The organism is Schumannella soli (assembly GCF_006517435.1).
Classification (GTDB): Bacteria; Actinomycetota; Actinomycetes; order Actinomycetales; family Microbacteriaceae; genus Schumannella; species Schumannella soli.
The window spans coordinates 969,078-988,839 of record NZ_VHQG01000002.1; the positions used below are offsets into that span (position 1 = coordinate 969,078).

The 19,762-nt window shown below is 70.6% G+C and carries 16 protein-coding genes; 11 read left to right on the top strand and 5 right to left on the bottom strand.

Annotated features, from left to right (window positions below; genetic code table 11):
- The first annotated feature begins 74 nt into the window (after positions 1-74).
- The 3 genes from FJ657_RS10180 to FJ657_RS10190 are packed head-to-tail and all read left to right on the top strand — an operon-like array spanning position 75 to position 3,533.
- Positions 75-1,400, top strand: a complete 1,326-nt coding sequence (locus FJ657_RS10180; protein ID WP_141163525.1) for an RNA polymerase sigma factor — start codon at positions 75-77, stop codon at positions 1,398-1,400.
- 13 nt (positions 1,401-1,413) lie between these two features.
- Complete coding sequence (locus FJ657_RS10185) at positions 1,414-2,784, top strand: Mur ligase family protein (protein WP_141163526.1); 1,371 nt, start codon at positions 1,414-1,416, stop codon at positions 2,782-2,784.
- Positions 2,781-3,533, top strand: a complete 753-nt coding sequence (locus tag FJ657_RS10190; protein ID WP_141163527.1) for a hypothetical protein — start codon at positions 2,781-2,783, stop codon at positions 3,531-3,533. Before FJ657_RS10185 ends, FJ657_RS10190 begins: the two co-directional genes overlap by 4 nt.
- Before the next feature lie 7 nt (positions 3,534-3,540).
- Here FJ657_RS10190 and FJ657_RS10195 read toward each other — a convergent pair whose 3' ends face one another.
- Together FJ657_RS10195 and FJ657_RS10200 are read right to left on the bottom strand one after the other, a co-directional pair.
- Complete coding sequence (locus FJ657_RS10195; RefSeq protein ID WP_255447254.1) at positions 3,541-4,542, bottom strand: sugar-transfer associated ATP-grasp domain-containing protein; 1,002 nt, start codon at positions 4,540-4,542, stop codon at positions 3,541-3,543.
- A 136-nt stretch (positions 4,543-4,678) separates the two neighbouring features.
- Entirely contained in the window at positions 4,679-4,888 is a 210-nt protein-coding gene (locus tag FJ657_RS10200) for a DUF7455 domain-containing protein (RefSeq protein ID WP_141163528.1), read from the bottom strand.
- A 240-nt stretch (positions 4,889-5,128) separates the two neighbouring features.
- Here FJ657_RS10200 and FJ657_RS10205 point away from each other — a divergent pair, with 240 nt between their 5' ends.
- Complete coding sequence (locus FJ657_RS10205; protein ID WP_141163529.1) at positions 5,129-7,204, top strand: DNA gyrase/topoisomerase IV subunit B; 2,076 nt, start codon at positions 5,129-5,131, stop codon at positions 7,202-7,204.
- A 73-nt stretch (positions 7,205-7,277) separates the two neighbouring features.
- Entirely contained in the window at positions 7,278-8,840 is a 1,563-nt protein-coding gene (locus tag FJ657_RS10210) for a carboxylesterase/lipase family protein (RefSeq protein ID WP_181408938.1), read from the top strand.
- A 58-nt stretch (positions 8,841-8,898) separates the two neighbouring features.
- On the opposite strand, the gene FJ657_RS10215 is transcribed toward FJ657_RS10210, so the two are convergent.
- Complete coding sequence (locus FJ657_RS10215) at positions 8,899-11,370, bottom strand: DNA gyrase/topoisomerase IV subunit A (RefSeq protein WP_141163530.1); 2,472 nt, start codon at positions 11,368-11,370, stop codon at positions 8,899-8,901.
- A gap of 12 nt (positions 11,371-11,382) precedes the next feature.
- Here FJ657_RS10215 and FJ657_RS10220 point away from each other — a divergent pair, with 12 nt between their 5' ends.
- The gene (locus tag FJ657_RS10220) at positions 11,383-12,495 is read left to right on the top strand and encodes an alkaline phosphatase family protein (RefSeq protein WP_141163531.1); all 1,113 of its coding nucleotides are present in this window, start codon (positions 11,383-11,385) and stop codon (positions 12,493-12,495) included.
- Positions 12,496-12,558: 63 nt separating this feature from the next.
- Here the strand turns inward: FJ657_RS10220 and sepH are convergent, their stop codons facing one another.
- Positions 12,559-13,623, bottom strand: coding sequence for a septation protein SepH (gene sepH, locus FJ657_RS10225; RefSeq protein WP_141163532.1), 1,065 nt, complete (start codon positions 13,621-13,623; stop codon positions 12,559-12,561).
- A 200-nt stretch (positions 13,624-13,823) separates the two neighbouring features.
- Here sepH and FJ657_RS10230 point away from each other — a divergent pair, with 200 nt between their 5' ends.
- Positions 13,824-14,117, top strand: coding sequence for a DUF4193 domain-containing protein (locus tag FJ657_RS10230; protein WP_141163987.1), 294 nt, complete (start codon positions 13,824-13,826; stop codon positions 14,115-14,117).
- A 79-nt stretch (positions 14,118-14,196) separates the two neighbouring features.
- On the opposite strand, the gene FJ657_RS10235 is transcribed toward FJ657_RS10230, so the two are convergent.
- Positions 14,197-14,637: a DUF3093 domain-containing protein gene (locus tag FJ657_RS10235; protein WP_141163533.1), complete on the bottom strand. Its 441-nt coding sequence runs from the start codon at positions 14,635-14,637 to the stop codon at positions 14,197-14,199.
- 97 nt (positions 14,638-14,734) lie between these two features.
- Between FJ657_RS10235 and dut the strand changes: the two genes are divergently transcribed.
- The 4 genes from dut (at position 14,735) to acnA (ending at position 19,761) form a co-directional block, all read left to right on the top strand.
- A complete protein-coding gene (gene dut / locus FJ657_RS10240) occupies positions 14,735-15,259 on the top strand; it encodes a dUTP diphosphatase (RefSeq protein WP_181408939.1) in 525 nt (174 codons plus the stop codon).
- Positions 15,256-16,002 (top strand): DUF3710 domain-containing protein, encoded by a 747-nt coding sequence (locus FJ657_RS10245; RefSeq protein ID WP_141163535.1) that lies wholly within the window; start codon positions 15,256-15,258, stop codon positions 16,000-16,002. Before dut ends, FJ657_RS10245 begins: the two co-directional genes overlap by 4 nt.
- On the top strand, positions 15,999-16,769 hold the full coding sequence (locus tag FJ657_RS10250; RefSeq protein ID WP_141163536.1) for a DUF3159 domain-containing protein: 771 nt from the start codon (positions 15,999-16,001) through the stop codon (positions 16,767-16,769). Before FJ657_RS10245 ends, FJ657_RS10250 begins: the two co-directional genes overlap by 4 nt.
- A gap of 133 nt (positions 16,770-16,902) precedes the next feature.
- The gene (acnA, locus tag FJ657_RS10255; protein ID WP_141163537.1) at positions 16,903-19,761 is read left to right on the top strand and encodes an aconitate hydratase AcnA; all 2,859 of its coding nucleotides are present in this window, start codon (positions 16,903-16,905) and stop codon (positions 19,759-19,761) included.
- Position 19,762 lies beyond the last annotated feature (1 nt).

Here is a 19,762-nt window from a genome sequence, read left to right on the forward strand (position 1 = left end):
TCACGCGTGGCTTTCGCCGCCGGGGGCTTGACAAGGGTCTTAGTACTGCCCAGAACGCCCGGGAAGGGGAGCGCATGGCCACCCGAAGCACGGCAGCGACCACCGAGGTCACGCAGACCGTCGACGAGTCGAGCGAGACGGAGACCGTCGTGACGTCGGCGGCCGCCGCCGCCAGCACGACCACGGCGGCGCCGAAGAAGAAGGCCGCGGCGAAGACCGCCGCCAAGAAGCCCGCCGCCAAGCGCGGCAGCAAGGCCGCCGACGAGGATGCCGACGACCAGGACGAGGAGCCCGCCGAGGGCGACGACAGTGCATCGGACGACTCCGCCGATTCCGACAGCTCGGATGACGGCGACGACGCCGAGGGCGACGACAAGTCCGACACGAAGTCGACCTCGGTCGACGAGCCGCTCCCGACCGGAGCGCTGCGCCTCTCGGACGCCGACGAGGACGAGGCCCCGATCTACTCGGCCGCGATCACCGGCGCCACCGCCGACCCGGTCAAGGACTACCTCAAGCAGATCGGAAAGGTCGCACTGCTCAACGCGGCCGAAGAGGTCGAGCTGGCGATGCGCATCGAGGCGGGCCTCTTCGCCGAGGAGAAGCTCTCGCACATGGACGCGAGCGAGCACCGCACTCAGCTGGGCCGCGAGCTCACCTGGGTCGCCCGTGACGGTCAGCGCGCGAAGAGCCACCTGCTCGGCGCGAACCTGCGCCTGGTGGTCTCGCTCGCGAAGCGCTACACGGGCCGCGGCATGCAGTTCCTGGACCTGATCCAGGAGGGCAACCTCGGCCTCATCCGCGCGGTCGAGAAGTTCGACTACACCAAGGGCTTCAAGTTCTCGACCTACGCCACCTGGTGGATCCGTCAGGCGATCACCCGCGCCATGGCCGACCAGGCGCGCACCATCCGCATCCCGGTGCACATGGTCGAGGTCATCAACAAGCTCGCCCGCGTGCAGCGTCAGATGCTGCAGGACCTGGGCCGCGAGCCCACGCCCGAGGAGCTGAGCCGCGAGCTCGACATGACGCCCGAGAAGGTCATCGAGGTGCAGAAGTACGGCCGTGAGCCGATCTCGCTGCACACCCCGCTCGGCGAGGACGGCGACAGCGAGTTCGGCGACCTGATCGAGGACACCGAGGCGGTCGTGCCGGCCGACGCGGTGGGCTTCACGATGCTGCAGAAGCAGCTCGAGTCGCTTCTCGACTCGCTGAGCGAGCGCGAGGCGGGCGTCATCCGCATGCGCTTCGGTCTCGGCGACGGCATGCCGAAGACGCTCGACCAGATCGGCGACACCTTCGGCGTGACGCGCGAGCGCATCCGCCAGATCGAGTCGAAGACGATGGCGAAGCTGCGTCACCCGTCGCGCTCGCAGTCGCTGCGCGACTACCTCGAGTAAGGGGCACGCGAGCGTGCGGACGCTGCTGACCATCTGGGCGGCGAAGCTCGCGGCGCTGGCTCTCCGGCTGACGGGACGTGCGGGAACGCACGTCCCGGGCCGGATCGCCCGTCGGCTGCACCCGGGCATCATCGGCGCCGTGCGCCATCCCGCCCGGGTCGTCGCGGTCACCGGCACGAACGGCAAGACGACCGTGTCGAACCTGCTGGCCGAAGCGCTCGAGGCCGAAGGCCTCCGGGTCGCCAGCAACCGGATCGGGTCGAACCTGGCCGCCGGCGTCGCGATGACGCTGATCGACGCCCTGACCTGGACGGGACGCTCTCGCGCCGATGTCGCGATCATCGAGATGGATGAGCGCTCGGCCCGGCTGATCCTGCCGGGTCTGAAGCCCGACGTGCTCGTCTGCACCAACCTCACGCGCGACTCGATCAAGCGCAACGCGCACCCGGCCTATATCGCCTGGCTCGTCTCGTCGGCGGTGGCCCCATCGACGCACCTAGTGCTCAACGCCGACGACCTGATCGCGGCGTCGATCGGCGGCGACGACAACCACCGCACCTTCTTCGCCGTGGATCGCCAGCCCGGCGACGGCACGACCCCCTCCGGCGCGGCCGTGGATGTCGCGATCTGCCCGGTGTGCGACCACCCGCTCAGCTGGGATTACTGGCGCTTCAACCACATCGGCAAGGCGTTCTGCCCGAACTGCGGATTCCGCGCGCCCGAGGCGGCCTATCGCGCCCGCGAGGTGGACGCGGCGGCCGGGCAGCTCACGCTCGACCTCGCCGGCGATGAGCGCCGCGCGCACCTCATCAACGACAACATCGTCAACGTCTACAACGAGATCGCCGTCGCCGCCGTGCTCGACCAGCTCGCGGTGCCGCGCGATCGGATCGTCGCCGCCTTCGAGCGCATCGCTCCGCCGACGACGCGCTTCGCCTCCGAGCAGGTCGGCCGGACGACTATCGTGCGCCAGCTGACGAAGGGGCTCGTGGGCGTCGCCTGCTCACGCGCCTTCCAGTACGTCGCGGCGTTCCCCGGCCGCAAGTCGGTCGTGCTCAACATCGACGAGGTCAGCGAGCGCACGAGCAACGTCGAGAACACCGCCTGGACGTACGACGCCGACTACGACTACCTCGCCTCCGACGAGATCGAGCAGATCGTCGTCGGGGGAGTGCGTCGCTACGACCAGGCGCTGCGTCTCGCGATCGCGGGCGTCGATCCCGAGCGCATCGTGACGGTGGTCGACGAGATCTCGGCGGCGGAGGCGGTCGAGGTCGACGGAATGGCGGCCGTCGCCAACCTGCACAGCGTGCACAACGCGGTCATCACCGGCACCCCGGTGCAGAACCGCCTGCGCGACCGACTCGGCGGGAGCGCCTCGTGAGCCTGACGATCGAGATGCTCTTCCCGGAGATCGCGAACCTGCACGGCGACAACGCCAACATCGACTACCTGGCGCAGTGCCGTCCCGACGCCCGCATCGTGCGTACCGGGCTCACGGATCGCCCCGCGTTCGTCGACGGCCCGGTCGACCTGCTCTACCTCGGCCCGCTGACGGAGCGCGGCCAGCTGCTCGCGATCCAGCACCTGCGCCCGCACGTCGATCGACTCGTCGAGCTCATCGACGGCGGAACGCCCGCCCTCTTCACCCACAACGCGCTCGAGGTTCTCGGCACCCGCATCCGCAACGACGAGATGGGCTACGACGAGGCCGGCCTCGGCGTGCTCGAACTCGAGTCCACGCTGTCGATGCTCGGGCGCTACAGCGGCAAGGTCATGGGCGTCGTGCCGGAGGCCGGGACCGAGCATCCGCTGGTCGGTTACAAGTCGCAGTTCTCGATGGTGACGGCGTCCGACTCGATGCCCGGCTTCCTGACCGCCGAGCGCGGCATCGGCCGCAACACGCACACGGCCGTCGAGGGGGTGCGTCGCGGCGGACTGCTCGGCACCTCGTTGATCGGCCCGGTGCTGGTCAACAATCCGCACTTCACCCGCGCCCTGCTCGCGAAGCTCGACCCGCAGACCGAGCCGACACTCGCCCACGAGTCGCTGGCTCTCGCGGCCTACGACCAGCGCCTGGCCGACTTCCGCGACGAGCGCCGCTGGCATCCCGTCGAGACGGTGCGGCGGTAGTTCCGACTCAGAAGTGCATGACCTCGCGGTAGCGGGGCAGCAGGCCGGTGCGCACGCCCGACAGCGAGGGCTTCAGCTGGTAGACGCCCGAGTTGGGGTTGCCCTCGATCAGCATCGGGGCGTCGGCGCCGATCGCGACGTCCCAGCCGATGTACGGCATCTCGGGGATGCGCACGGCCACGTCGTCGAGCAGAGCCAGCGTCTCCGCGAAGAGCGGCACCTGGAACCCGACGATCGAGGTCCCGCTGATCGGGTGCTCGGCGAAGGTGCCGCCGGCCGCATCGAAGGCCGGATGGTGCGCGACGCCGTGCTCGTCGAGCATCGTGTACATCCCGCCGCCGGAGAAGTTGTCGATGTCGCCGCCGTTGCCGACCTTGAGCACGGCGGCCAGCACGCTCACCGTCCCCTTCTCGGCGAAGGTGATGACGCGCAGCGAGTTCACGCTGTCGGGGTAGAGCGCCGCCATGTCGGGGTGCTGGGTGATGAACTCCTCGAGCAGGAACTGGCGGCCGGCGATCAGCTTCTCGCGGAACGCCGCCCAGTCGTCGATCTCCGCCGCCCGGTAGGACTTGATGCCGAGCCCGGAGAGGCTGTCGGGCACCTTGGCCATGATGCGGCCGTGCTTCGCCGCGAAGTCGGCGATCTGCTCGGGGCTCGCCGTGCGCACATCCAGCCAGTCCCGGCCGATGAAGGGCGCGAACGCCGTGTTGAACTCGATCTTGTCGCGGAAGGTGTGCCGCGACTCCTTCGCGTTGTAGCGCTCGACGAGATGGTTCGACTTCGGATGCGTCATGTACGTCGCGCGCTCGGCGCGCGTCAGCAGGTGGAAGTCCCAGTCCGCGTAGTCCTGGAACGCCGTCTCGTAGCGCACCGAGCACCAGAGCATGTCGATGAGGATGCCGAGCCGCGACCGCGGGCTGCCGGCGGCGATGCGACCGGCGAAGCCGAGCAGATTCGCGGGGCTGAGTCGACGGGCGCGGTTGAGGAGGTAGCGGAGGCGCAGCAGCACCCGCCGAGCCTACCGGCGCTGGGCGGATCGCCCCGATGTTCGGCGCCGTCGCCCGGCACCCCGCACGACGAAACGGCGCGCCCCGCGGAATGCGGTGCGCGCCGTTCTTCGGGCTGTTCTCAGCCCCGGGTCTGGGTCAGCGGGTCTCCTGGAGACGCGCCGTCTCGTCGTGCCACTCGATGGCCTGACCGGACAGCTTCTCCTTGAACTTCGCGCCGTGGTGGGCGCAGAAGAGCAGCTCACCCGAGGCGAGCGTCACACGGATGTACGCCTGGGCTCCGCAGGAGTCGCAGCGGTCGAGGGCGGTGAGGGTGGCGTCGATGGCGCTGTCAGTCATCTGCGTCATGGGGTGCTCCTTCTCGCGTCGGGTCGGCGACCTGGTGTTGCGAATGCCTCCATTCGACCACAGGAGTGCTTCGGAACACCGGCACGAAGGGTTCGTTTCGCTCACGGCGGAGCAGTCTGTGCGGGCAGGGCACGGCATCCGCGGCCTGTGCCGTGTGGCGACGGCGGGGGAGGCGGCCACGCGCCTATCCTGGTCTGCGGCCCGGGGCACCCCCACGCTCCGGTCCCAGGAAGGACGCCCGTGGCCGACGACTACTCCGCCCGTCACCTCTCGGTTCTCGAGGGTCTCGAGGCGGTGCGCAAGCGCCCCGGCATGTACATCGGGTCGACCGACTCGCGCGGCCTCATGCACTGCCTGTGGGAGATCATCGACAACTCGGTCGACGAGGCGCTGGCGGGTCACGGCTCGAGCATCGAGGTGCTGCTGCACGGCGACGCGAGCGTCGAGGTGCGCGACAGGGCCCGCGGCATCCCGGTCGACGTCGAGCCCAAGACGGGTCTCACCGGCGTCGAGGTCGTCTTCACGAAGCTGCACGCCGGCGGCAAGTTCGGCGGCGGCTCCTACGGCGCCTCGGGCGGTCTGCACGGCGTCGGCGCCTCGGTCGTCAACGCGCTCTCGGAGCGCCTCGATGTCGAGGTGGATCGCGGCGGCAAGACCTACGCGATGTCGTTCCGCCGCGGCGAGCCCGGCACCTTCGCCGACAGCGGCGAGAAGACTCCGGACGCGCCCTTCACGCCCTTCGTCTCGGGCAGCGAGCTGCGTGTCATCGGCAAGGCCGCGAAGGGCGTGACCGGCACGCGCATCCGCTACTGGGCCGACCGGCAGATCTTCGGCCGCGACGCCGAGTTCCAGCTGCTCGACCTGATCGGCCGCGCACGGCAGACCGCGTTCCTCGTGCCCGGGCTCGGCATCGAGCTGGTGGATGAGCGCGGCCAGGAGACGGTGCGCGAGAAGTTCCAGTTCGACGGCGGCATCACCGAGTTCGTCGACTTCCTCGCGCCGGATGCCGGGGTGACCGACGTCTGGCGCATCACCGGAACCGGCAGCTACAAGGAGACCGTCCCGGTGCTCCAGGCGAACGGGCACATGGAGCCGACCGAGCTCGACCGCGAGTGCGAGGTCGAGCTGGCGCTGCGCTGGGGCACCGGCTACGACACGGTGTTCCGCAGCTTCGTCAACATCATCGCGACCCCGAAGGGCGGCTCACACCAGACCGGCTTCGAGCAGGGGCTGATGAAGTTCTTCCGCGCCGAGACCGAGCGCAACGCCCGCAAGCTCAAGATGGGCAGCGACAAGCTCGAGAAGGACGACATCCTCGCCGGCCTCACCGCGGTGCTGACCGTGCGCCTGCCGGAGCCGCAGTTCGAGGGTCAGACGAAGGAGGTGCTCGGCACCCCGGCCGTGCGCGCGATCGTCTCGAACGTCGTGAACGCCGCCCTGGCCGAGCGCTTCGCCTCGACCAAGCGGGAAGACAAGACGCAGGCGGCGAGCGTGCTCGACAAGATCGTCGCCGAGATGAAGAGCCGCATCGCGGCTCGCGCGCACAAGGAGACCCAGCGCCGCAAGAACGCGCTCGAGTCGTCGTCGCTGCCGGCCAAGCTCGTCGACTGCCGCTCGAACGACGTCGCCGAGAGCGAACTGTTCATCGTCGAGGGCGATTCGGCGCTGGGCACGGCGAAGCTCGCCCGTGACAGCGAGTTCCAGGCGCTGCTGCCCATCCGCGGCAAGATCCTCAACACGCAGAAGGCTTCGGTCTCCGACATGCTCTCGAATGCCGAGTGCGCGTCGATCATCCAGGTCGTCGGAGCCGGTTCTGGTCGCACCTTCGACCTCGAGCAGGCGCGCTACGGCAAGGTCATCATCATGAGCGACGCGGATGTCGACGGCGCGCACATCCGCACCCTGCTGCTGACCCTGTTCTTCCGCTACATGCGGCCGATGATCGAAGACGGCCGCGTCTATGCCGCCGTGCCGCCGCTGCACCGGGTCGTCGCGATCAACAACGGCTCGAAGCCGAACGACGTGATCTACACCTACTCGGAGCAGGAGCTGCACTCGGTGCTCGCCGCGCTGAAGAAGTCGGGCCGGCGCTACCAGGAGCCGATCCAGCGCTACAAGGGCCTCGGCGAGATGGATGCCGACCAGCTGGCCGAGACGACGATGAGCGGCTCGCACCGCACCCTGCGTCGTGTGCAGGTCACCGACGCCGAGTCGGCTGCGAACGTCTTCGAGCTGCTGATGGGGAACGACGTCGCCCCCCGCAAGGACTTCATCATCGCCGGCCAGGGCCTCAACCGGGCCCGCATCGACGCCTGAGCCGAGGCGTCGAGGAGTGAGCACGGATCGTGTTCCCAGCGCACCGCGCACCTCGCGTCCTAGCATCCGGAAGGTGACGGATACGGCGGGCGAGACCCAGCTCGAGGGCACGCTGACGGTGTCGACGACCGCCGGCGTGGTCGAGGGCGTCATCCGCCGCGGCCTGCGGATGTGGCGAGGCATCCCGTACGCGGCGCCGCCCGTCGGAGCGCGCCGGCTGCGCGCGCCCGAACCGGCCCTGCCCTGGTCGGGCGTCCGACCGGCGATCGAGTTCGGGCCGGTCGCCCCGCAGGATCCGCGCGGTCCGGTCGCGATCCCGACGCTGCCGAGCGATCAGGACGAGGACTGCCTGACGCTCAACGTGATCGCCCCGCGGCCGACGACCGCGAAGCTGCGCCCGGTGATGGTGTTCGTGCACGGCGGCGCGTTCTCGGTCGGCTCTTCGCGCGAGATGCCCGAGCAGGGCGAGGGGCTCGTGCACGACGGCGGCGTCGTCTTCGTCAACCTCAACTACCGGCTCGCCGGGCTCGGCTGGCTCGACTTCTCCCGCTACGGCACGGCGGAGCGTCCGATCGACGCGAACCTCGGGCTGCGGGATGTCGTCGCGGCGCTCGAGTGGATCCGCGACAATATCGCGGCCTTCGGCGGCGACCCCGACAACGTCACCCTGTTCGGCGAATCCGCCGGAGCCGGTGTCGTGACGACCCTGATGACCGCACCCGCAGCTCGCGGTCTCTTCGCCAAGGCCATCGCCGAGAGCTCGCCCGTCGAGGCGGTCTACTCGCGCGAGCTGCAGGCCGAGTGGGCCGCCGACTTCGTGCGCATCCTGCGCGAGGTCATCGAAGAGAAGCATCCCGGCGTGACCGCGGGGCGCTCCGAGGTCGAGGTGCTCGACCACGCCGCCGCGACCGCGTGGGTGATCGCCTCGCAGCGCTTCGCCGAGGGGGCGATCGACCGCACACCGGGCACGGTCGCCTGGGTCGGGGTGCTCGACGGCGACTTCCTGCCGCAGCGGCCGACCGAGGCCTTCGCTGACGGCAGCGCGATGCCGATCCCGCTCATCATCGGCACGAACGACCGCGAGGGCTCTCTGTTCCGCGGCCGGCTCGACATCCTCGCGACGACGCCCGACCGCATCCGCGCGATCCTCTCCGGCACCGCCGCCGACGCCGTGACGGCGCTGACCGCGACCTATCCGGGGCTGCCGAAGCAGCGCCACGCGATGGACCTCGCCGGCGACCACGCCTTCTGGTTCCCGTCGGTCGCTGCGGCGTCCGGTCACTCCCGCTACGCGCCGACCTACATGTACCGCTTCGACCTCGCGCCCCGGCTGGCGCGACTGCTGGGGCTGGATGCGACGCACGGCATCGAGCTCTTCGCCGTCTTCGACAAGGCCCGCAGCGTGCTCGGCCGCGTCATGGGCGCGCTCGGCGGATACCGCGACTTCGAGCGCGCCGGGCGCCGGGTGCGGACGAACTGGCTGCACTTCGCCTACGCGGGTGAGGTCGACCCCGGATGGCCGCGCTACGACGAGCAGTCGCGACTCACGCTCATCATCGACGTCGATGACCGCATCGAGTCCGATCCGCGCGGCGACCGGCGTCGCGCGTGGGAGCGCTTCGTCCCGCACGTGTGACGACGAACGGCGCGCCGGGTGACCGGCGGGCCGTTCGAGTCTCGGCGGTGACGCGGGGTCAGATCCCCGAGCCGACCGAGCCGATCACCGCGTCCTGCGGGGTGCCCGAGGCGTCGCGACGCGCGCCTCCCTCGGGCAGCGCGCGCTGCTGGCCGTCCGAGCCGACGGCCAGCGCCGGACCGCGTCCGACCCAGGCGAGCGACAGCTGCGTCTCGCCCTTGAGGAAGGCGTGTGCGCGCACACCGCCGGTCGCGCGGCCCTTTCCGGGGAACTCGGCGAAGTCGGAGACCTTCGCGCGGCCCGGGTCGGCACCCACGAGCGTCTCGCCCGAGGTCGAGATCGTGACGACGACCGCGCCCTCCGGGTCGACGACGCCGAAGAAGATCGCGGTCGCCCCGCTGCCGAGCTTGATGCCCGCCATCCCGCCCGCGGCGGCTCCCTGCGGACGCACTCCGCCCGCGGCGAAGTGCAGCAGCTGCGCATCCGAGGTGACGAACACGAGCTCGCGATCGTCGTCCGCCGGGGCGGCGCCCACGACCTCGTCCGAGCCCTTGAGCGCGACGACCTCGAAGTCGGGCCGGTTCGGCCAGGCGTTCGGGATGACGCGCTTGACCACGCCGTCGCGGGTGCCGAGTGCGAGCGGCGTCTCGGAGTCGAGGCGCACGAGAGCGAGCACGCGCTCCTTCTTGTCGGCGAGCCCGAGGTACTCGCGCATCTTCGCCCCGGCCGCGAGCTGCACCGAGTTCGGCGGAACCGCGGGCAGGTCGATCGGCGTGAATCGCACCAGGCGGCCGCGCGAGGTGATCGCGCCGAGCTCCGCCCGCGTCGTCGTGCGCGCGGTCGAGAGGATCGCGTCGTGCCGGCTGCGACGTGCCGGCGGGGTGATCTCCTCGACGCCCTCCGGCAGATCGATGCGCACGGCGCGGCCGGTCGTCGAGAGCGCGACGACGGTCGGCGCATCCGCGATCTCCAGGCTCGCCGCGGCGGCGGCCTTGCGGGCGCCCGCCGTCGCGACCGAGGGGCGCGCGTTCGTGAGCAGGGTGCGACGCGGGGTGCCGAACCGCTCGGCCACCTCGTCGAGCTCCGTCGAGACGAGGGACCGCAGCTTGACCGGGCTGGCCAGCAGCTCCTCGAGGTCGGCGATCTCGGCGCGCAGCTGGTCGCGCTCCTTCTCGAGCTCGATGCGGCTGAACTTCGTCAGACGGCGCAGCTGCAGCTCGAGGATGTAGTCGGCCTGCAGCTGACTGAGGTCGAAGACGTCCATGAGGCGGCTGCGCGCCTGCGCGGTGTCGTCGGAGGAGCGGATGACCTGGATGACTTCGTCGATGTCGAGGATCGCGATGAGCAGCCCGTCGACGAGGTGCAGGCGCTCCTGCTTGCGTGCGAGACGGTAGCGGCAGCGGCGGGTGACGACGTCGATGCGGTGGTCGAGGTAGACCCGCAGCAGCTCGCGCAGGCCCAGTGTCTGAGGGCTGCCGCCGACGAGCGCGACGTTGTTGATCGAGAAGCCGTCCTCGAGCGGGGTGAGGCGGTAGAGCTGCTCGAGCACCGCCTCCGGGCTGAACCCGGTCTTGATGCCGATCACGAGCCGCAGGCCGTGCTTGCGGTCGGTCAGGTCGACGACATCCGCGATGCCGTTGATCTTCTTCGCGCCGACGCCGTCCTTGATCTTCTCGATCACGCGCTCGGGGCCGACGAGATAGGGCAGCTCGGTGACGACGAGCCCGGTGCGGCGCGGGCCGAGCTGCTCGACGCTGACCTTGGCGCGGGTCTTGAACGAGCCGCGGCCGGTGGCGTAGGCGTCGCGGATGCCGTCGAGGCCGACGATCGTGCCGCCGGTCGGCAGGTCGGGGCCGGGCACGAAGGCCATGAGGTCGTCGAGCGTGGCCTCGGGGTTGTCGAGCAGGTGACGCGCGGCCGCGACGACCTCGATGAGGTTGTGCGGCGCCATGTTCGTGGCCATGCCGACCGCGATGCCGCTCGTGCCGTTGACGAGCAGATTCGGGTAGGCGGCGGGCAGCACGCTGGGCTGCTCGAGCTGGTTGTCGTAGTTGGGCACGAAGTCGACGACGTCCTCGTCGAGTCCGTCGATCATCGCCATGGCGGCGGCCTGCAGGCGGGCCTCGGTGTAGCGCGAGGCGGCCGGACCGTCGTCGAGCGAGCCGAAGTTGCCGTGGCCGTCGACGAGCGGCACGCGCAGCGCGAAGTCCTGCGCGAGCCGCACGAGGGCGTCGTAGATCGCGCTGTCGCCGTGCGGGTGCAGGCGGCCCATGACGTCGCCGACGACGCGGGCGCTCTTCACGTGCCCGCGCTCGGGACGCAGTCCCATCTCGCCCATCTGGAAGAGGATGCGGCGCTGAACCGGCTTGAGTCCGTCGCGCGCGTCGGGGAGCGCCCGCGAGTAGATGACCGAGTAGGCGTATTCGAGGAACGAGCCCTGCATCTCGAGCGCGAGGTCGATGTCCTCGATGCGCTCTCCGGGGCCGGTGGTGTCGCCCGCGCTGGCGGGGCTCTTCGCTGGGGGAGTCATAAGATCGCCTGCATGCTACCGGCGCGCCAGGACACCCGGTTCCGACTCTCCGAGGTGCTGCCGGATTCGCTGCGCACGGTGCTCGGCGAACCCGGTTCCCTCGGCCTGCCGCCGGCGCGCCGGGTGATCGTCGCACTGGTCGACGGGCTCGGCGCCGCGGCGCTGCGCGAGCGTCTCGGGCACGCCCGGCGGCTGGCTCCCGGATTCGTCAAGGGGGCGACGGCCGCGGTCGGGTTCCCGTCGACGACCGCCGCCATGATCACGACGCTCACCACCGGGGTCGAGCCCGGCATCCACGGTCTCGTCGGATACTCGGCGCTCGATGCGGCCAACGACCGGGTGCTCAACCTGCTGAACGGCTGGGATGCCCTGAGCGACCCGCTCGACTGGCAGCGCGTGCCGACCGTGTTCGAGCGGGCCGTCGCCGCCGGGGTGCCCGCGGTCGTGATCGCGCCGCCGCGCTATCGCGACTCCGGCTTCACGCGCGCCGCGCTCCGCGGCGCCGAGTTCGTGCCCGGCCAGTCGATCGACGACAGGACCGCACGCGCGGCCGAGGAGCTGCGGCGTCACGATCGGCTGCTCGCCTACCTCTACATCCCCGAGCTCGACCAGGTCGCCCACCGGCACGGCATCGAGTCGGGGGAGTGGACGTCGGCGCTGGAGCAGGCCGACGCCGCGCTCGGCGACCTCATCGGCCGGCTCGGCCCCGAGGATCTGCTGCTCGTCACCGCCGACCACGGCGTGGTCGACGTGCCGGAGGACGGGCACGTCATCCCCGAGCCGGAGCTGTTCGACGGCGTGCGTCACGTCGCGGGCGAGCCGCGCTGCCTGCAGCTGCATCTCGAGGCCGGAGCGGATGCCGTCGCGATCGCCGACCGCTGGCAGCGCCGCCTGGGCAAGCTGGCGTGGGTCGCGACCCGCGATGAGGCCATCGACGGCGGGCTCTTCGGCGCGACCGTCGATCCGGTCATCGCCCCGCGCATCGGCGATGTGCTCGTCGGCGCGCGCGGTCGCGTCGCCTTCTACCAGGACGCCGGCTCGCCGGCGCGCGGAATGGTCGGCCAGCACGGGTCGGCGACGCCCGAGGAGACCCTCGTGCCGCTGCTGCGCTTCCGCGGAGCCTGATCCGAGCCGTGGCGGCGGCGACCGTCCGTCAACCGCGCACGGCGGTCTGGCGACGTCGTGGGCTCAGTCGTCGTCGGTGCGAGCGCCGAAGACGATCTCGTCCCAGCTCGGCATGGCGGCCCGGCTGCGGCGCGACGCTCGAGCGGCGCCGGTCGTCTCCGCGACGCGCTGCGGGGCCGCAGCGGGGGCCGGGTCGCTCTCGGCGGCGGCGTCGGCCGCGGCGTCCCAGTCCGGGTGCTCGTCGTCGACGGCCGGCGTCGCGGACGACGCGCCCTCGAGACCGTCGAGCGGCACCTCGACGAGACGGATGCTCGGCGGCGTCGACAGCGACGGGTGGTCGATCTCGGGCTCCGGCTCATCCATCGGCAGCGGCTCGCGCTCGCCCCGGCGGCGACGCAGCGCCTCGAGCAGGTCGGCGGTCTGGTTCAGCTCGGACTCCCGTCCGAAGCCGACCTGCTGCACCTCGGGACCGGCGCTGCCCGGCTCGACGCGGAAGGCGTTGCTGTCGAAACGCGCCGACTCGCCCGCGCCCTCGCTCGGCACGGCGCGGAGACGGGGGATCAGCGGCGCCGGGGTCTCGACCTCCTGCTGCGAGAGCGTGATCGCGTCGGCGTTGAGCGGGGAGAGGGAGCGCTTGCGCGGATCGAAGCCCCAGCGGGCGTCGTGCTCGACCGTGTTCGCGGCGAAGGTGACCTTGACCACCCAGCCCTGCTCCGGGTCCTTCCAGCTGCTCCAGCGCTCGTCGATCGCCTCGGCGTCGGCGAGTCGGGCGCGGATGACCGAGCCGAAGCTGGGGCGTTCGTCGTCCGCATCCTGCGGCGTGTGCACGGCGACGCTCAGCGCCGACTCGACGATGTACTCGCGCTCGGCGAGCACCGGACCCTCGTAGCGCTTGACGTCGTCGACGTCGGCGCCGGTGATCGCGGCGACGTCGTCGGCCGACAGGCCGGCGCGGATGTGCGCCTGGATCTCACGCGGCGCGACCTTGCGCTCCCCACGCGCGACCGCACGGGGGCGGCGCAGGCGCGCGGCCGTGGCGTCGTCGACTGCGACGCGGTACTCGGTGCCGTGGATGTCGACGACGACGAGCGCTCCGTCCTCGACTCCGGTGACCTTCAGCTCCTGCATGATGAGGTCCTTCTCCCGCTCTCGATGGTCGCGACAACAGTGCCACGCGAGGGGCCCGGAAGCCGGGAATATCGCGGGCGCGCCGCGAGTTCCATCGACGTCTCGAAAGGCGCCCGGGAACGGGTTTGCCAAACCAGGGACGATGATGCAGACTGACGCCGCCGAACCGCCGGGTCCGGCTGATTCTGGAATGGATGGGAATGGCAACCGACTACGACGCTCCCCGGAAGACCGACGACGACACCGAGTCGATCCAGGCCCTCCAGGAGCGGGTTCCCGACAAGATGTCGGGTGTCGTCGACGTCGAAGACGCCGACAACCCGGGCAGTTTCGAACTCGCCGGCCAGGACCTCGCCGATGTCGATCTCGACGTCGTCGTGCTTCCTCCGCAGGCCGACGAGTTCACCTGCATGAGCTGCTTCCTCGTGAAGCACCGCTCGCAGCTCGACCACGAGGGCAAGCTCGGGCCGATCTGCCACGAGTGCGCCGCCTGAGCGACACCCGACCGACCGACTTCAGCGCTCGCAGCCTCAGGCTGCGGGCGCTGCGTCGTCTCATCGGACAGCGAGCCGACTAGTCCGAGGAGCGCGCGAGCGCGGCGACGAGCTCGTCCGGCCGTCGGGTCGACACCAGCCAGTACGGCGTCGGGTCCTCGTCGTCACGCAGCTCGACCTTGACGACCGGGTGGATCCAGCCGCGGATGAGCAGCCACGCGCGCGCATCCAGCAGGCGACCCCGCTGCAGGGTCGCCTCGGCTCCGCGGTAGGCGCTCACCTCGCCGACCACATCGCGGGGGAGGCGAGCCCGGCCCGCGATGAGCTCGTCACTCGTCACGACCAGCTTGGGCGTGGTCGCGAGAAGGATCACCACCGCCGCCGCGTAGCTCACGATCGCGGCGATGACGCCAGCGACCATGCTGATGGGCAGGAACACGAGCAGGCTCGCGGGGATGAGCAGCGCGGTCGCGACGAACAGCCACGGCGTGGGCGACAGCCGCTCGCGGTAGATCTCCATGGTCTCCATTGTCGGGCACGGGGACCGCACGGCCGACCGCGGCGGGTGCGGACCGCCCGCGTGCGCCCGGCGGTCTCGACCCCCTAGCCTCGACAGCGTGAGTGAGGCGTGCGAGGTCCTGATCGTGTCCGAGACGGTGCCGGAGTACGCGCACCCCGGCGACGCGGGCGCCGACCTGCGCGCGGCCGAGCCGGCGGTGCTGCCCCCCGGAGAGCGCGCTGTCGTCGGCACCGGCGTTGCGATCGCCCTGCCCGACGGCTACGCCGCCTTCGTGGTGCCGCGCAGCGGCCTCGCGGCGAAGCACGGCATCACGATCGTGAACAGCCCGGGAACGGTGGATGCCGGCTACCGCGGCGAGATCAAGGTGACGCTCCTCAACACCGACGCCCGGGTGCCGTATTCTGTCGCGGTCGGCGACCGGATCGCCCAGCTGATCGTGATGCCCGTGACCCGCGCCCGCTTCGTGCCCGTGGATCGCCTGCCGGGCAGCGAGCGCGGCGAAGGCGGCTTCGGATCCACCGGCTACGCGCACCGCAACGCCGGCGCCGCGTCGGCCGCCGACAGCGATGCGAACGGCGCCGCCCCGACCGGGGATGCCGCTACGACAGGAGAGCAGCGATGAGCCCCCGCCAGTCCCGCAAGTCCCGCAAGGCCGACGCCGACAGCGCGGTCGAGGCCGCCGAGGTGGCCGAGATCGAGGCCGATCTCGAGACCGAGGTCGCCGACGAGGAGCTCGAGGCGACGACCGCCGCGGTCGAGAGCAGCGCGAACGACGAGGACGCCGTCGTCGATCAGCCGAAGTCGGCGCCGGAGGACCGCGACACCGAGGGTCCCCTCGACGAGGCCGAGTCGAACCCGGTGCGCCCCTATGTCGACCTCGGCGGGGTGAAGATCCTGCCGCGCCCCGAGCTCGGCCTGCGCCTCGAGGTCGAGGAGGGCAGCCAGCGGGTCGTCGCCGTCGCGCTCGACTTCGCGGAGTCCACGCTGCAGGTGCAGCCCTTCGCCGCGCCGCGATCGAGCGGGCTCTGGCACGAGATCCGTGAGCAGATCGCCGAGCAGCTGCGCCGCCAGGGCGGCGAGGTCGAGGAGCGCGACGGCGCGCTCGGACCCGAGCTGCTGACCCGCATCCCGGCTCCGGCCGGCGCCGAGGGGGGCACCCGCGTCGCCCGCTTCATCGGCGTCGACGGCCCGCGCTGGTTCCTGCGCGGCGTCATCAGCGGCAAGGCGGCCGTCGACGAGAAGGCCGGGGCGCAGATCGAGGAGCTGTTCCGCAGCATCGTCGTCGTGCGCGGCGGTCAGCCGATGCCCCCGCGCGACCTCATCCCGCTGCACGTGCCGGCCGGCGCTCAGCCCGACGCCGGATGAGCGACGCGCACGACAGCGACAAGCCCGTTGCGGACGCGAGCGACGCGACCGCGGCGGGTGACGCGGATCGGCAGCCGACGTTCCAGGAGGCGATGGCCCAGGCCGCTCGCCGCTCGGGTCTGGGGCATGTGACGCCGGGGGAGGCCCCGACGGCCGGTGCTCTGCTCGGCGCCATGGGCGGCATCCGCGGGCTGATCGAGTCGATCCTGCCCGGGGTCGGCTTCCTCGTGACCTACACGATCACGCAGCGGCTGCTGCCGTCGGTCATCGCGCCGGCGGTGCTGGCCGTGCTGCTGATCGTCGCGCGGGCGGTGCAGCGCCAGCCGGTGATGACCGCGGTGGCCGGTCTGCTCGGCATCGCCATCTCCGCGGCGCTCGCGCTGTGGACCGGCAATGCGCGCGACAACTTCGTGCCGGGCTTCTTCATCAACGGCGGCACGGCCCTGCTCGTGATCATCACCATCCTCGTGCGCCGTCCGATCGTCGGGATCATCGCCGGCTTCCTGACCGGCGATACCGGCTGGCCGAAGGACCGCGCGAAGCTCCGCGTCGCCACGGTCGCCTCGATCTTCTGGGCCGCGCTCTCGCTGCTGCGCCTCGCCGTGCAGCTTCCGCTCTACCTGGCGGACGCGACGCAGGCCCTCGGCGCGACCAAGCTCGTCATGGGCGTGCCGTTCTACGCCGCGCTGCTCTGGGTCACCTGGCTCATGATGCGCGCCGCGTGGACACGCCCCGCCGACGCTGAGAAGCCCGCCTCCGGCGTGTAAAGTATCTCGATGTCGAGATAAATCGACGCGTCCATCCCGGCTTCGATCGCGGGCCGCAGGCTTAGGCTTGCCTTGCTGGACGGGGTTGTCCGGACCCCACCAGGATGGACGCGAGTTCACGGAGGAGACAGCAGTGTCGACGGTCAACAGTTTCGGTTCCAAGAGCACATTGAAGGTCGGAGACACCGATTACGAGGTCTTCCGCATCGACACCGTCCCGGGTCATGAGAAGCTCCCGTTCAGCCTGAAGGTGCTGCTCGAGAACCTCCTCCGCACCGAGGACGGCGCCAACATCACCAAGGCGCAGATCGACGCCCTCGGGTCGTGGGATCCGAACGCGGAGCCCGACACCGAGATCCAGTTCACGCCGACCCGCGTGGTCATGCAGGACTTCACCGGCGTGCCCTGCATCGTCGACCTCGCCACGATGCGCGAGGCCGTCACCGCCCTCGGCGGCGACCCGAAGAAGATCAACCCGCTGTCGCCCGCCGAGATGGTCATCGACCACTCGGTCATCGCCGACCTCTTCGGCAGCGACAACGCGCTCGAGCGCAACGTCGAGATCGAGTACGAGCGCAACGGCGAGCGCTACCAGTTCCTGCGCTGGGGCCAGACGGCCTTCGACGACTTCAAGGTCGTGCCGCCGGGAACCGGCATCGTGCACCAGGTCAACATCGAGCACCTCGCCAAGGTCATCTACGACCGCACCGTCGACGGCGTCCTGCGCGCCTACCCCGACACCTGCGTCGGCACCGACTCGCACACCACCATGGTCAACGGCCTGGGCGTGCTCGGCTGGGGCGTCGGCGGCATCGAGGCCGAGGCGGCCATGCTCGGCCAGCCCGTGTCGATGCTCATCCCGCGCGTCGTCGGCTTCAAGCTGACCGGCGAGATCCCCGCCGGCGTGACCGCGACGGATGTCGTGCTCACCATCACCGACATGCTGCGCAAGCACGGAGTCGTCGGCAAGTTCGTCGAGTTCTACGGCGAGGGCGTCGGCTCGGTTCCGCTCGCGAACCGCGCCACCATCGGCAACATGAGCCCCGAGTTCGGCTCGACCGCCGCCATGTTCCCGATCGACGACGTCACGCTCGACTACCTGCGTCTGACCGGACGCGACGAGCACGCCGTCCAGCTGGTCGAGGACTACGCCAAGCAGCAGAAGCTCTGGCACGACCCCTCGGTCGAGCCCGCGTTCAGCGAGTACCTCGAGCTCGACCTGGCGACCGTCGTGCCGTCGATCGCCGGCCCGAAGCGCCCGCAGGACCGCATCCTGCTCTCCGAGGCCAAGTCGCAGTTCGGCAAGGACATCCTCAACTACGCCGAGGCGACCGACGAGGCCGTCGAGGTCGAGGGCACCTTCCCGGCGTCCGACCCGGGCACCGCGCCCGGCGTCGAGCACGAGACCGTGAACCACGAGCACGTGTCGCATCAGCACGAGCACGCCCACGCGGGCCTCCTCGCGAGCGGCGACCGCCACGCGGCGTCGAACCCGGTCAAGGTCACGCAGCCTTCGGGCGACAGCTACCTGCTCGACAACGGCGCGGTCACCCTCGCGGCGATCACCTCGTGCACCAACACCTCGAACCCCTCGGTCATGATCGCGGCGGGTCTGCTCGCCCGGAAGGCCGTCGAGAAGGGCCTGACCCGCAAGCCGTGGGTCAAGACCACCCTCGGGCCGGGATCGAAGGTCGTCACCGACTACTACGAGAAGTCGGGCCTCGACAAGGACCTCGAGAGCGTCGGCTTCTACACCGTCGGCTACGGCTGCACGATCTGCATCGGCAACTCCGGCCCGCTGATCGAGGAGGTCTCGGCCGCGATCAACGACAACGACCTCGCCGTCACGGCGGTGCTCTCGGGCAACCGCAACTTCGAGGGACGCATCAGCCCCGACGTGAAGATGAACTACCTCGCGTCGCCGCCGCTCGTCGTCGCCTACGCCCTCGCCGGCTCGATGAACTTCGACTTCGACAGCGACTCGCTCGGTAAGGGCAAGGACGGCCAGGAGGTGTTCCTCAAGGACATCTGGCCCGAGCCTGCCGAGGTGCAGCAGATCATCGACTCGTCGATCTCGCGTGAGCAGTTCATCAAGCAGTACGCGACCGTCTTCGACGGCGACGAGCGCTGGACGAGCCTGCCGACCCCGACCGGTCCGGTCTTCGAGTGGGACGAGAAGTCGACCTACGTGCGCAAGCCCCCGTACTTCGAGGGCATGAAGATGGAGCTGACCCCGGTCACCGACATCACCGGCGCGCGCGTCATGGCCACGCTCGGCGACTCGGTCACGACCGACCACGTCAGCCCCGCGGGCAACATCAAGGCCGGCACCCCGGCCGCGCAGTACCTCACCGAGCACGGCGTCGCGCAGAAGGACTTCAACTCCTACGGCTCACGTCGCGGCAACCACGAGGTCATGATCCGCGGCACCTTCGCGAACATCCGTCTCAAGAACGCGATCGTCCAGGCCGTCAACGACGGCCAGGTCGTCGAGGGCGGGTTCACCCGCGACTTCACCCAGCCCGAGGGCCCGCAGTCGTACATCTACGACGCCAGCCAGAACTACCAGGCCGCCGGCATCCCGCTGGTGATCTTCGGCGGCAAGGAGTACGGCTCGGGCTCGTCGCGCGACTGGGCGGCGAAGGGCACCTCGCTGCTCGGCGTCAAGGCCGTCATCACCGAGAGCTTCGAGCGCATCCACCGTTCGAACCTCATCGGCATGGGCGTCGTGCCGCTGCAGTTCCCGCAGGGCGAGAGCTGGGAGTCGCTCGGCCTCGACGGCACCGAGATCGTCTCGATCACCGGTCTCGAGGAGCTCAACAACGGCACCACGCCGAAGACGGTGAAGGTCACCGCGACCCCGAGCGAGCACTCGCCCGCGGGCAAGCAGCCAGTCGAGTTCGACGCGGTCGTGCGCATCGACACCCCCGGTGAGGCCGACTACTACCGCAACGGCGGGATCCTGCAGTACGTGCTGCGCAGCCTCGTCTGAG